The organism is uncultured Tessaracoccus sp. (assembly GCF_947255005.1).
GTDB lineage: Bacteria > Actinomycetota > Actinomycetes > Propionibacteriales > Propionibacteriaceae > Arachnia.
Map to the genome: position 1 here is coordinate 1 of NZ_CAMYFI010000065.1, position 12,404 is coordinate 12,404.

Genomic DNA, 12,404 nt, shown 5'->3' on the forward strand with positions numbered 1-12,404 from the left:
GCGCATAGACTGCCCGACATGATCGTCGTCGAAGGAAGCACGCTGGCGGGCATGGCCGTCGCCGCTCGTCTGGCCCGACTTGGGCACACCGTAGTGCTCGCCGGCGACGACGTGCCGCGCACTCCGCTTGACCATCTCGAGCTTCCCGCCGCATGGCGTGATCTCTTCAAGAAAACCGGGCGCCCGCTCGCCGGAACGCTCGGCTCCCTCGGGCTCTCACTCGAAGCGGCACCGCCGGTGACGTACCTCCTCCCCTGCGGCACTGAGCTGGTGCTACCCGACGAGCGCGGCGGCCAGTACTACGCCATTCGCGACGCCCTCGGCCAAACCCAAGCGGAACGCTGGCGCGATCTCGTCGACGAGCTCGACGGCGTGTGGGCCGCGCTGCGCCGTTTCGGCGTCGAGGCCCCGAACCGTCCCTCCACCCCCGACGACCGCCGAGCGCTCTGGCTACACCGCACGCTGGCAGACGTCGCAGACCGCGCCGGGAAGATGGCGCCCATCATCCTCGCAGAAGCTCACTTCGCAGGCACCGATTCGCGCAAGGCGCCGGCGCTTGTCGCGGTACGGCAATCCATCGTGCGCATCTTCGGGCGCCACCGCCTCGTCGACGAGCAGGGTCGCACGGCAGACGCGTCGGCCCTCATCTCGTTGCTGGAACGCCGCCTCACCGAACGATTCGTCCGACGAAGCCCCACACCGCCCGGCGGGGTCACCGTCGACGCACGGCCAGCACTGCCCCAAGGCCGCTGGCGCCGACCCCGCCCCGCGCTCACCCCCGCCGCCCAGCCCGCAGAACCCGGTGCGGCGGCGGAGATCGTCGACCTCACTGGGCCGGCCCCCATCCGCACTATCCGTGGCGAGCAGCGCGCCACACGCCTCGACTACACGCAGGCCACACCCAACATCGACGCCGGCCTCGCGCCCGACGACGCCCGCCGCTGGCTACGCCGCCCCACCCCGAGCGCCCACCATGCCAGCGCGGCCTGCGTCGCCGGTGGCGCGCCGTGGGCGGAACTGATGAGCGCAGCGCTCACCGTCTACGCGCTGCACGAGGAACTCACGGGCGAAGACTGCCGCCCGACGAACCGTGCCTTCACCATGCCGCCTATTCGTCGCGAGGCTCCCGGTCACGACGCGTAACCGCCCACCACGTCAACAACCCGACGACCACCGCGAGCCCCAGCAACACCGCCACGTCAGGGACGGCCTCGGCCCAGCGCCACAGCGTCGACTCCAACTGCAGCTGCTGCGTCGCGTCGAAGATGCCACCCAGCGCGCCGGTGGCGTCGCTAGCAAGAAACACCACGCCCATCACGACGAAAAGCGCACCCGCCACGAGGCCCCACACCGTCGTGCGCAACGGACCAACGACAACCTCGCGCGGCCGCAGCCGCTCAGCCATGCGCCCCGCGTCCCAAAACAACGCCAGCAGCGCGAGCGGCAGCACCATGCCTGCGGCAAAGAGGGAAAGCATCATGGCCCCATACAGCCACGAGGCAGATACGACGACGAACGTCAGCACCGCACCAAGTAGCGGCCCAGTGCAGGCGCCAGCCAAGCCGTAGACAGCGCCCAGCGCGAGGATGGCGAGCCCGCTCGTCCCGCCCCTCGAGCGCAGCCCGGGCATGGGGATGGAGACGCCAGCCATGGTGAGTACGCCGATGACGATGAGCAGCACACCGCCCACCACCGCGATCGCGTGACGATGAGTGATGAGGATGGAGCCTAGCGTTCCGGCGGCCATGCCGAGCGGGACGAGGGTGAGCAGCATGCCCAGCATGAACAGCCCCACCCTGCCGAGCAGCGTCGCCCTACGGGTGCCGAACGCGATGGCGAAAAAACTCGGCAACAGCATGGCCGAGCACGGGCTGAAGATGGCCGCCACCCCACCGAGGAACGAGGCCGCCCAGCCGAGCGTCACGATTCTGCCTTCGCCAGCTCCGCATCGATGGTCTGCTTGAACACCTCCGCGGGCTGCGCGCCAGCAATGAACTGCGTGTGCACAAGGAATGACGGCACGGAGCTCAGCCCGAACCGCTGCGCTTCGTACGATTCGGCCAGCACCGCATTGCGCAGCTCCTCCGAGCCCAGGTCTTCCTTGAACTTCGTCAAATCGGACACGCCCACACTCTGCGCGACGTCTGTGACGACGGCCTCGTCGACGGGCGGATGGCCCTTGTTGGGCAGCTTCACAAACAGTGCGTCCATGAACTCGATCTGCTTGCCTTGCTTGCCCGCGGCGCGCGCCGCGATGGCGGCGTATTCCGAGTCGGGCCCAAACATGGCAAAGTCACGGAATTCGATGCGCAACTTACCCTCGTCGACGTAGCGCTGCAGCTGAGGGAGCGTCTCCTCATTGAACGCGGAACAGAATGGGCACCTGTAGTCGAACCACTCCGTCATCACAACTGGCGCATCAACGTCACCGATTGCCGCTGGGTCGTCGGGATTGCGCTTGGGAATGGAGAGCAGCAGTTCATCTTGCGACTGCTCCTGACTCCCCTGCCCCTGATGGTCGCCGCTTGATTCCCTTTGCGCGGCGCCGCCCGTCGCGTCGCCGGATGAGGGGGCGGGCGACGGCGCGGAACTCGTCGGGCTCGACGTTGAGGCACCGTCGCGAGAGGTGAGCAGCGCCGCACCACCGAGCATCAATACGGCGATGATGACACCAACGACGATGTACAGCGGCTTAACTTTATGCTCCACGTACGAACCTTTACTGTTTCCGGGCGAGAACGGGCTAAACTGAACAGTCAGCCTATTCTCGAGTGAGGATCACATTGACCATATCGCGGGATGCACTAGAGCACGAGATCGCGGTGGAGCAGGCGCACGTCGACACGGTGTACGCCAACCTGGACATCGCCGCGGCGAGCGCGAAGGAATTGGCGCGGCAGGGGCAGGAGATCTTCGTCAGTGATCGCGCTGACTTCGTACGCGAGGAAGATGGCACCGCGCTGTTCGAGCGCGACGCGTTCGCCTACCAGGCAGCCCGCCGGATGGCGGTGCTTGACGCCGAACACGAAGGTCTGGTGTTCGGGCGACTCGACCTCACCGACGGCGAAATCCGCTACGTCGGACGCCTCGGGGTGCGCGACGACGACTACGAGCCGCTCGTGATTGACTGGCGCGCTCCCGCCGCCGAACCGTTCTACCGCGCCACCCAGGCCGACCCGATGCAAGTGATCCGTCGACGGGTATTGCGCTGCCGCGAAGAGCGCGTGCTGGGGCTCGAAGACGACCTGCTCGACACCTCCGTCGAGACCGACCTCCCCATCTTCGGCGAGGGTGCGCTCATGGCTGCCGTCACCCGCTCGCGAGGCCGTCAGATGCGCGACATCGTCGCCACTATCCAGGCCGAGCAGGACGAGGCGATTCGTGCACCCTACCGTGGGGTTACCGTCATCGCGGGCGGCCCGGGCACTGGCAAGACCGTCGTGGCGCTGCACCGCGCCGCCTTCCTGCTCTACACCAACCGTGCTCGGCTGGAGCGCGGCGGCGTGCTGGTCGTCGGCCCGAGCGCGGTGTTCATGAACTACATCGAGCGTGTGCTGCCGAGCCTCGGCGAGGACTCCGTCACGCTGAAAGCCATCGGCCAGGTGGCCACGGACACCGTCGGGATGGCGAGCGAACGCACCGACAGCGCCCTCGCCGCCACGGTCAAGGGTTCGTGGGCGATGTTCAAGCTGCTCCGTCGGCTCGTACGTCTACCTATGAACGACGAGGACACCCCCCGCGTGCGAGTCACCATCAAGGGCGAAGTGCTCACCTGCGAGGGCAAGGAACTCGAGCTCATTCGAGACCACGTTCTCGCCTCTACGCGCTTCAACCAGGGACGCGAGCAGGCGCGCGAGCTCATCGTCGAAGCTCTCGCCGCGAAGCTCCCCGACGACGTGGATGTGGAAGACACCAATGTGCCCGACTACATCCGCGAGCACCCGTCGCTCACGATGTTCATGCACGCCTGGTGGCCGGTGCTGAGCGCGCCCAGGGTGTTGGCGCGCCTGGCTGATCCGGGCGTCGTCGCAAAGGTCGCGCGAGGGCTGAACAAGGAGGAGCAGCGAGCGCTCGCCGAATCGTTCGCATGGCTCGATGGCATCGACCCGGTGCAGGAGACCCCGCGGCACTGGTCCGTCGCTGACATCGCGCTACTCGACGAGCTCGTCAGCATCCTGGGCCCGGAGCCAGAAGAGGAAGAGTTCGACCCGCTCACGCTGCTCGACGATGATGTGAACGAGCTCGTCAGCATCGCCGACCGCATGGCGAAGCGGGATGCGGACGACCTCGACGACGACCCCCAGCACACCTACGCCCACATCCTCGTCGACGAGTCGCAGGACGTGACGCCCATGCAGTGGCGGATGCTTCGCCGACGCGGCCCCCAGGCTTCCTGGACTATCGTCGGCGACCCGGCCCAGTCGTCGTTCCCCCGCCCGGAGGAGACGCAGAAGGCGCTCGACGAGATCGTCGGGCGTGGGCAGTACCGGCGCTTTGTGCTGTCCACCAACTACCGCTCCCCCAGCGAGGTATTCGACCTCGCCTCGAAGGTCATCACGAAAGTGCATCCCGACGCGCTCCTTCCGCGCGCGGTCCGCAGCACCGGCGTCAAGCCCAAGCTCACCAGCGCAGCCCAGAAGAACCTCGACGAGACGCTGCGCCAGGAGCTCATGGCGCTGGCTGGCCAGGTCGTGGGAACCATCGGCGTGATCGTGGCACCGTCGAGGCAAGAAGCCATCACCAAGTTGGTGCTGAGCGACCCGCAGCTCGCGGCCTTCGAGCAGCGCCTTTTCATCGTCACTGCGCTGCAGGCGAAGGGCCTGGAGTACGACGGTGTGTGCGTCGTCGCTCCCGACGAGATCATCGCCGAGGCGCCAGGGGGTGAGCGGGTGCTCTACGTCGCCCTCACCCGCGCCACGCAGCGTCTGGTCGCCATCGACCTCGACTCCTCGAACTGGCGCGAGCTCCTCGCCTAACTATTCAATGTGTGAGATTTGTTGCGGTTTTCCGCAATAGATCTCACACTGTGATGCCCTTCGACGATGGTGCGGCGCGGTCACGCTTCGCGAAACTTTCATGACACGCCGGATACAAACGCGCGCGAGTACACCCAACGCAAGGGGGAGACGCACGCCGTCGCCGATGCGCTGTACGAGATGGAGCAGCCGCGCACCTCGGCTGACGCGGTGCCGACGAAGCCCGAGGGTGCGCTGCTGGCCCTGGGTGACCGCTTCGACCTGCTGGCTTCGATGTTCGCCCTGGGCGCGAAGCCGACCGGCTCGTCGGATCCGTTCGGTCTGCGACGCGCCGCGCTCGGCTTGGTGCGCATCCTGCGCGAGGTGCCCGGCATGGAGAAGATCACGGTGCGCGACGGCGTCGGTCACCTCGGCGTCGGCGGCGTTCATGACCCGGACGAGTTCGGCGACGTCGCGGGTGTCCAGACCCGTGAAGCGCGGGTCGACGCCCTCGGTGGCCAGGTTGGTGGGCAGTTCGGTCATGACCCCATCCTCCCGCGTTTCAGGGCCGCGGTGACTGAGGCGGGGTCAGCGCCAGCCGCCACTGTCCATGGCAGGCTTCGCAGGCCACGGGGAGTTACGAACAGACGTGGCGATGCCGCGGAGCCGCTCGGCGGCTGTGGCGCGGGCGGCGTCCATGTCTGTCAGGGTGGCGAATGCAATTGCCGCAACGACGGCGCCGAGGACGGCGATCACCAGGCTCACGATGGCGACAACGACGTCCGCTCCTCCGGATGGGATTGCAAGTACAAGGCCGACGACCGCAGCCACCAGCCCGGCGAGGGCGATCGCGAGGCTGATCACGGCCACCAGTACTCCCACGAAATAGCTGTCGTAGTCACCCTCGAGATCTCCGAGGATCTCGCAGAAGTCCTCGATGGCGTCGCGCAGGTTCTGCAGCTTGGTGGGCAGGGACTGGATTTTGTCGCGATAGTACTGGGTGTTCCCGGAGTCCCAGTCGTCGCCACGTGGGCCCAGTGAGCCCTGTCCCACGGCGGATTCTGCCGTCGAGAAGTCCACCCCGCAGTACTGGGGGCCGGTGTTCTTGACCGCTGTGTAGTCGTTGATCTCCCGGAGGATCAACTCCACCGTCGGGTCCGTCTTGGGCTGGATGGTGATGAACTCACGCACCGCCTCCTGCGCCTTGTTCTCAGCCTTCTGCTTCATCCAGTCCGGCACCCACGACTGGCCGGAGATTTTGTTCAGCGCGTCCTGGCAGGCGGGGCCGGTCTTCCTGTCGGCCTCTGCCAGGTTACGGTTGATCTCTTCAATCTTGGTCCGGATCTCTTCAACGGTGTCGCTCATGTCCTCACAGTCCTGATGTTGCGATGAGAATGGAGATCTGCGCGGCATACTCTGTGTTCGCCGACTCCATCTCCAAGTAGTTCCGGCCGGTCTGCGAGATCGCCCCGGCCAGCGAGTAAAGCAGGTCCCCACCCGCGTCCAGGGAGACGTCCATGTCATCAAGGACCGCATTACGGGCGTCGTCATAGGCAGCTTTCACGGCAGCAAGATTGGTGTCGGCCGCAACATTGAACTGGATGGCACTCGTCGATGAGTGGACGCCCCGCACTGCAGTCTCGGCGTCCTCAAGGTTGCCCTTCTCCTCCACAAACCATTCCAGTCTGGTCTTGAGTTCCTCGAATCCCATGTTCCCTATCCCTTGTTGTAGTCGTTGCGGCGTGCCACGACGTCAGCGAGCCGTGAACGGAGATCTGCCAACTGCCCGAGCACCTCGTCCTTGGGAGCCTCGTGGGACATGGCCCGGAAGGCCGCGACGATGTCGTTCTCGACGTCGGCGAAATCTGCCGTCCGCAACCACGATTCGTTCACCTTGATCTCGTTCGGCATGCCACCCACGGTCTCAATCGTGATGTGCCGGTACCTGTCCCCGACCTCCACCGGTTCCTGGGGCGTCGGTTTCCACGAACCCAGCGCCTGGAACAGCGAACTCACGTCCCGGGAGAGTTGCAGGACGTCGTCGCGCAGTTCGGTCGGGTATCTCACCCCTTGCTTCTGGGGCGCGAACGCGGCGACGTCGACGGCTGCGGCCTGCGCATGCTGCTCCGCGTAGGCGTAAAGCAGCGCAAAGCCGAACTCCTCCACCTCGACGAACTTGGCCCAAGCATCCGCAAGCTTCACAGCGGCAACCGCGCCAGCCTGATCAAATTCGAAGGCGAACGCCTCGGCAGGTTCACGTGCTTCTTCCATGCCAGAACCGGTACCACCCGACAGGTTCGGGACCCTGGACTCAGGGCGCGACATAATGGGCCAATGACCAACGACGCAGTCCCTCGATGGACATCTGAGAAGCAGGTTCCGTTCCTCTGGATAATCCTGTACCTGGGCTGCCTGGAACTGGGGCTGGCGCTCACCGGGCTGACCATGCCGGTGCCGGGCGGCGTGGTCCTCCTGGTCCGGGTCGGGTTCGGCATGGTGCTGGTGCTGTGTCTGGTGCTGGTGGCGATTGCCAGTTGGCGGCAGACGAAGGCGCTGCGCGAGCTGCGCAGGGTGTCGCCCTCACCCTGGCGCTGGATCGCTCTGCTGGCAGCAGTCGTGGCCGCGGTGCTCGTCTGGACCTGGGCGACGGGGGTGCAGGCCGAAGCCTCCGAGAAGCTCGCGAGGCTGGGAACCACGATGCTCACCGCCGTCCTGCTGGGCCTGGCCATCTCGGTCGGCACTCACGCCTTGGTGAAGATCCTCGCTGCGGGTACTCCTGATGCTCCGACTCGCTGACGCTGCCGTTGACTCCAGAAGCTACCGTCCGCTTCAGACCCCGCCCGCATACCGGCGGGCTTTACACACAGCGGCAGCGCCTGCAGACAGGGGTAGCGTCTGGCGACAGTGGTAGCGTCGACCCATGGACGAGACCCTCACCGAGTTGGTGCTGCGCGCAGTGGAGCTGGTGCCGCCCGGGCGGCTGGTCTCCTACGGTGACGTCGCGGCTCTGCTCGGGACCGGTCCCCGGCAGGTGGGCGCGGTGATGGCGCGTGAGGGGCACGGCGTACAGTGGTGGCGCGTCACCAACGCCTCCGGCGACCTGCCCCCGCACCTGATGGCCGACGCAGCCAGGCACTGGGCTGCGGAGGGGATCACACTCAAACCCAATGGTCGGGGTGCGCGCATCAGCCAGTACCGGGTGGACCTGGGCAGGTTGGCCGACGACTTCCACGCCGCGACGGCGGACCTGCCGGAGCTGCCGTGAGGGGAGGCCGTTCGAGGCTCGCACCTCGCACCTCACGGCAACTGGACGTCAGCGGAGCGGGACCGCGCCCGGTGTCTCCACACGGGCGGCCGTGACCCCACAACCGGCGGGGCGGCCCGCGCACACCAGCACGGGGGCGTCGTCGGCCAGCGGCAGGATCTGGATCCGCAGCTCGCCCGCACCGGCCTGAGTTACATCCCGCCCGGGTCGCCGTGGCGCAACGGCTACATCGAGTCGTTCAACAGCAGGATCCGCGACGAGTGCCTCAACATCAACACCTTCTACTCGCTGCTCCACGCCCGCGTGGTGATCAGCGACTGGAAGACCGAGTACAACCACGACCGCAGGCACTCATCGCTGGGCTATCTCGCACCGGCCGACTACGCTCGGCAGTGCACCCACCAAACGAAAACCGACGACTCGCACAACGTCCGGACCTAACCGAGGGGGCAGGTCAAAAGCCATGCACATGGACTACAACTTCCCTACCAGCCTCATTCGAGCCATCGATGCCGGGCACGGCGGAGGCCTCGACTTCGACCTCAGCGACAAAGTCACCATCGAGGACTTCGCAGTCAAGAAGAACGGTGAGCACAAGAACGAGGCGCTCGTAGCAGAGCACGAGAGTCAACAGCAAGAACAGCTTTCGGCATACTGTTGAGGAACAAACCCAAGGTGCCCGCATCACTGGATACCCCCAGAACACCGAGTGGCGCAAGTTCCTACTCAACCAGAAAAAAGCTCGAAAGGAGCTCATCCAGGCTTTCTCCGCCGACATCTTCGACGCCTTGAAAGCGAAGTTTCAGGAAGAGTAAACACTATTACTGCGCGCAAAATCCCGACAGGTTCACCCCTCTACGGACGCCAGCCGGAGTAGCGGCGTGCCGGATGCTCAGCGGTTCAGCAGGCTAAACTCCAAACGACGGCACCAGCAAGAAATCCCAGTTCATAACGGGTATCGGCGCTATCCGATAGCACCGCGCCGCACTGGGGTCGTGTATCCATCGTGACCGGTTGTGCGATGCAGCACCTGGTTCCACACTTCGCTGGTGGCCTTGGCGCGATTCTGGGTGAAGAACTGTAGCCCGGCGGCGCCACCTTCGATCAGGGTTTCGCACATGGATGCGGCGTGCGAGAGCCCCAGGCTGCGCACATCGTCGGGATGGGCTTGGCGGAGACGCTGCACGAATGCGGGCGGTAACGGCTGCCCGGAAAGGTGCTCGAAACGCTCGATCTGCGTGATTCTGGTGAGCGGCATGAGGCCAGCGATGATGGGAACCTCACTGCCCAGCGCACGCACGCGCTCCACCATCTGGAAGTAATCGTCGGTGTCGAAGAACAGCTGCGTGATGGCGTATTCGGCGCCTGCTTCCACCTTGTCGAGCAGAATCTGGGCGTCCAGTTCTGCGTCGTTCGTCTCCGGGTGCGGGCTCACGAACGCCGCCACACCGACGCAGAAGTCGCCCTCGCCTTTGATGAATCGCACAAGCTCCGTGGCGTTGCGCAGCCCGTCGGGATGCGCCTCCCACTGCCCTCCCCCAGGCATGTCGCCGCGAATGGCGAGGATGTCGTGCACGCCGGCTTCGCGATACAGCTGCAGCGTGTGCGCCACCTCGGCCTTCGATTGATCGACGCAGGTGAGGTGCCCCACCGTCAGCGGATTGCCGATCTTCGCGATCTCCTGGGCGGCGAGCATAGAGCGGTCTCTGCGCGACCCATCGGCCCCGTACGTGACAGACACGAAGTCCGGCCCCAAGGGCGCAAGCCGCTCGACGGTCTTCAACAGCGCGGGAATCTCGGCGTCGTCGCGAGGGGGGAAAAACTCGAAGGAGCGCAGCGGGCGGGTTCGGTGAGCGAGCAGGTCCGCAACGGTATTCGCAGAGCGTTCGGGCATGGGGAAAGCTTAGGCAAGCCATACCGCGTTCCGACTAGACTTGGTCCATGCTTCGAGACTTGGCGCCCGAGAATCCATTGAACGACGCGTTCCTGGCACGCATCGACCAGGACATCACTCGCTTCCTCGACCAGCAGGCGCCGCTCGTCGCAGAAGTTGGCACATCCGAGCTCCTCGCCAAAGCACGCGACTATTCGACAGGCGGCAAGCGCCTGCGCCCCGCGTTTTGCGTGTGGGCGTATCTGGCAGCCGGCGGCGACGAACACCATCTCGACGAGGTCTTCCGCGTCGCGGCATCACTCGACCTCCTCCACGCCTCCGCGCTCGCCCACGACGACATCATCGACGACGCCGACACCCGTCGCGGCAAACCCGCCGCCCACAAGCAATTCGCGCTCTTGCACGAGCGCCGAGGCGGCCGTGGCAACGCGCACGACTTCGGCCAGGCGGCCGCGATCTTGCTCGGCGACATGCTGCTGATGTGGAGCGCGCAGCTCTTCGACGAGTCTGCCGCCCCCAACCTGGAAGCCGCGCGCACCGAACTCTCACGGATGCGCGCCGAGGTGACCGCCGGCCAGTTCCTGGATATCTCCGCAGCCTACGGGGTGGCCGACGATGACGACGCGCTTGCCGTCGCGTCGAAGGTGCTCGAGTACAAGTCGGCGAGCTATTCCATGCGCCGCCCTGCGCTCATCGGCGCGCGGCTCGGCGGCGCGAGCGACGCACAGTACGACGCGCTCGCCAGCTTCGGCTCGCACATCGGGCACGCCTTCCAGCTGCGCGACGACGTGTTGGGCGTGTGGGGCGACGAGGCGCTCACCGGCAAACCGACCGGCGGCGACCTGCGCGAAGGCAAAGCAACGGTGCTCATGCTCACCGCGATGCGCCGCGCCGACGAACAACAGGCGGCCACGTTGGCGTCGGTGTTGGGCGCGAAAGATTGCAGCGACGCCGACGTCGAGCGTGCCGCGAGCGTGATCGAGGCGACGGGGGCTCGGGCACACGTCGAAACGCTCATCGACGAGCACCTCGAGCAAGGGCTTGCCGCGCTTGCGGCAACAGACTTCCAGGAGGTGGGCCGCGAGGGCCTCACCCAGCTGGCACGGTTGAGCACACGCCGTGCCTACTGAGGAGCTACGAGGCCTGAGCGCCCGCGAAGTAGAAGAGCGGGTTGCGAAGGGGCAGGTCAACACGCTGCCGTCGCGGTCGGGGCGCTCCACCTCCGACATTATCCGTGCCAACGTCCTCACACGCGTCAACTGCATCCTGTTCGTCCTGTTTTGTTGCGTGCTGCTGACGGGCCGCCTCGAGCAGGGATTGTTCGCGGGCCTCATCGTCGCGAACTCCATCATCGGCATCGTCCAGGAGCTTCGCGCCAAGCGCACACTCGACAAGCTGGCGGTCGTAGGCGAGGCCAAACCCACGGTGATCCGCGACGGGGCCCGTCGTGAGATCGTGCGAGATGAGGTGGTGTTAGACGACGTCATCAGCATGTCGCCCGGTGACCAGATCGTCGTTGACGGTGAGGTCGTGGCCGCAAGCTACCTCGAGGTGGACGAGTCGATGCTCACCGGCGAGGCCGACCCCATCCCAAAGACGCCCGGCGAAAAGATATATTCAGGCTCCTTCGTCGTCTCCGGCAGCGGCGCATATCGGGCGACGCAGATCGGCGCCGACGCGTACGCCGCCCAGATCACCGCGCAGGCGTCGCGGTTCACACTGGTGCGCTCCGAACTTCGGCAGGGCATCGACCAGATCCTGAAATACGTGTCATGGATGCTCATCCCCATCGGCGCGCTGTCGATCGTCGTGCAGTTCACCCATCCCGGCGTCGAGTGGCGCGATGCTGTGTTGGCGATGACCGCGTCGCTGGTGCCCATGATTCCCGAGGGCCTCGTGCTGCTGACGGCGATGGCCTTCGCGCTCGGTGTGATCCGGCTCGGTAAACGCAACGTACTCGTGCAGGAGTTGCCTGCAATCGAAGGGCTCGCGCGCGTCGACGTCGTGTGCGCGGACAAGACGGGCACGCTCACCGAGAACGCGATGACGCTGGGCGAAGTGATCCCGCTGAGCGCCTCACAAGAAGAGATTGACGAGGTGCTCGCGCAGCTTGTCGCCGCCGACGACACACCCAACGCGTCGATGCAAGCCATCGCCGACGCCGTACCCCCTGCCCCGGCTCCGTGGCGGCAGACCGCGCGGGCACCGTTCACGTCGGCGAAGAAATGGTCGGGCGTGAGCTTCCACGACAGGCACATCGTGCTCGGTGCCCCCGACGTGCTCGCGACGG

14 protein-coding genes and 2 pseudogenes are annotated in these 12,404 nt (G+C 65.9%); 9 read left to right on the forward strand and 7 right to left on the reverse strand.

Features of this window, described 5'->3' with window-relative positions; all coding sequences use genetic code 11:
* Positions 1-1,143, forward strand: a 1,143-nt coding sequence (locus Q0X61_RS11000) for a hypothetical protein (RefSeq protein ID WP_297742612.1), incomplete at its 5' end; no start/stop codon positions are given.
* Here Q0X61_RS11000 and Q0X61_RS11005 read toward each other — a convergent pair.
* Positions 1,109-1,924 carry a cytochrome c biogenesis CcdA family protein gene (locus Q0X61_RS11005; RefSeq protein WP_297742614.1) on the reverse strand — a complete coding sequence of 272 codons (816 nt, stop codon included), beginning with the start codon at positions 1,922-1,924 and terminating at the stop codon, positions 1,109-1,111. The genes Q0X61_RS11000 and Q0X61_RS11005 overlap by 35 nt on opposite strands.
* A complete protein-coding gene (locus tag Q0X61_RS11010; RefSeq protein WP_297742616.1) occupies positions 1,921-2,709 on the reverse strand; it encodes a thioredoxin domain-containing protein in 789 nt (262 codons plus the stop codon). Before Q0X61_RS11010 ends, Q0X61_RS11005 begins: the two co-directional genes overlap by 4 nt.
* A gap of 74 nt (positions 2,710-2,783) precedes the next feature.
* Between Q0X61_RS11010 and Q0X61_RS11015 the strand changes: the two genes are divergently transcribed.
* Together Q0X61_RS11015 and Q0X61_RS11020 are read left to right on the forward strand one after the other, a co-directional pair.
* Positions 2,784-4,976 (forward strand): UvrD-helicase domain-containing protein, encoded by a 2,193-nt coding sequence (locus Q0X61_RS11015; protein WP_297742618.1) that lies wholly within the window; start codon positions 2,784-2,786, stop codon positions 4,974-4,976.
* 180 nt (positions 4,977-5,156) lie between these two features.
* Positions 5,157-5,279, forward strand: a pseudogene (locus Q0X61_RS11020) (glycine--tRNA ligase subunit beta); the annotation flags it as partial.
* A gap of 264 nt (positions 5,280-5,543) precedes the next feature.
* Here the strand turns inward: Q0X61_RS11020 and Q0X61_RS11025 are convergent.
* The 3 genes from Q0X61_RS11025 to Q0X61_RS11035 are packed head-to-tail and all read right to left on the reverse strand — an operon-like array spanning position 5,544 to position 7,226.
* Entirely contained in the window at positions 5,544-6,320 is a 777-nt protein-coding gene (locus Q0X61_RS11025) for a phage holin family protein (protein ID WP_297742639.1), read from the reverse strand.
* A 4-nt stretch (positions 6,321-6,324) separates the two neighbouring features.
* The gene (locus tag Q0X61_RS11030) at positions 6,325-6,666 is read right to left on the reverse strand and encodes a hypothetical protein (RefSeq protein WP_297742620.1); all 342 of its coding nucleotides are present in this window, start codon (positions 6,664-6,666) and stop codon (positions 6,325-6,327) included.
* Between the two features lie 5 nt (positions 6,667-6,671).
* A complete protein-coding gene (locus Q0X61_RS11035) occupies positions 6,672-7,226 on the reverse strand; it encodes a hypothetical protein (protein ID WP_297742622.1) in 555 nt (184 codons plus the stop codon).
* Between the two features lie 63 nt (positions 7,227-7,289).
* On the opposite strand from Q0X61_RS11035, the gene Q0X61_RS11040 reads away from it, so the two are divergent.
* The gene (locus tag Q0X61_RS11040; protein WP_297742624.1) at positions 7,290-7,751 is read left to right on the forward strand and encodes a hypothetical protein; all 462 of its coding nucleotides are present in this window, start codon (positions 7,290-7,292) and stop codon (positions 7,749-7,751) included.
* 124 nt (positions 7,752-7,875) lie between these two features.
* A complete protein-coding gene (locus Q0X61_RS11045; RefSeq protein WP_297742626.1) occupies positions 7,876-8,220 on the forward strand; it encodes an MGMT family protein in 345 nt (114 codons plus the stop codon).
* Positions 8,221-8,268: 48 nt separating this feature from the next.
* Here the strand turns inward: Q0X61_RS11045 and Q0X61_RS11050 are convergent, their stop codons facing one another.
* Positions 8,269-8,517: a hypothetical protein gene (locus tag Q0X61_RS11050; protein ID WP_297742628.1), complete on the reverse strand. Its 249-nt coding sequence runs from the start codon at positions 8,515-8,517 to the stop codon at positions 8,269-8,271.
* Here Q0X61_RS11050 and Q0X61_RS11055 point away from each other — a divergent pair.
* Together Q0X61_RS11055 and Q0X61_RS11060 are read left to right on the forward strand one after the other, a co-directional pair.
* Positions 8,398-8,661, forward strand: a pseudogene (locus tag Q0X61_RS11055) (transposase); the annotation flags it as partial. The gene Q0X61_RS11050 and the pseudogene Q0X61_RS11055 overlap by 120 nt on opposite strands.
* Before the next feature lie 28 nt (positions 8,662-8,689).
* Positions 8,690-8,881: a hypothetical protein gene (locus Q0X61_RS11060; protein ID WP_297742630.1), complete on the forward strand. Its 192-nt coding sequence runs from the start codon at positions 8,690-8,692 to the stop codon at positions 8,879-8,881.
* Between the two features lie 303 nt (positions 8,882-9,184).
* Here the strand turns inward: Q0X61_RS11060 and Q0X61_RS11065 are convergent, their stop codons facing one another.
* A complete protein-coding gene (locus tag Q0X61_RS11065; RefSeq protein WP_297742633.1) occupies positions 9,185-10,114 on the reverse strand; it encodes a methylenetetrahydrofolate reductase in 930 nt (309 codons plus the stop codon).
* Positions 10,115-10,161: 47 nt separating this feature from the next.
* On the opposite strand from Q0X61_RS11065, the gene Q0X61_RS11070 reads away from it, so the two are divergent.
* Together Q0X61_RS11070 and Q0X61_RS11075 are read left to right on the forward strand one after the other, a co-directional pair.
* Positions 10,162-11,244 carry a polyprenyl synthetase family protein gene (locus Q0X61_RS11070; RefSeq protein ID WP_297742635.1) on the forward strand — a complete coding sequence of 361 codons (1,083 nt, stop codon included), beginning with the start codon at positions 10,162-10,164 and terminating at the stop codon, positions 11,242-11,244.
* A partial coding sequence (locus tag Q0X61_RS11075) for an HAD-IC family P-type ATPase (RefSeq protein ID WP_297742637.1) occupies positions 11,234-12,404 on the forward strand: 1,171 nt, incomplete at its 3' end. The genes Q0X61_RS11070 and Q0X61_RS11075, both read left to right, overlap by 11 nt.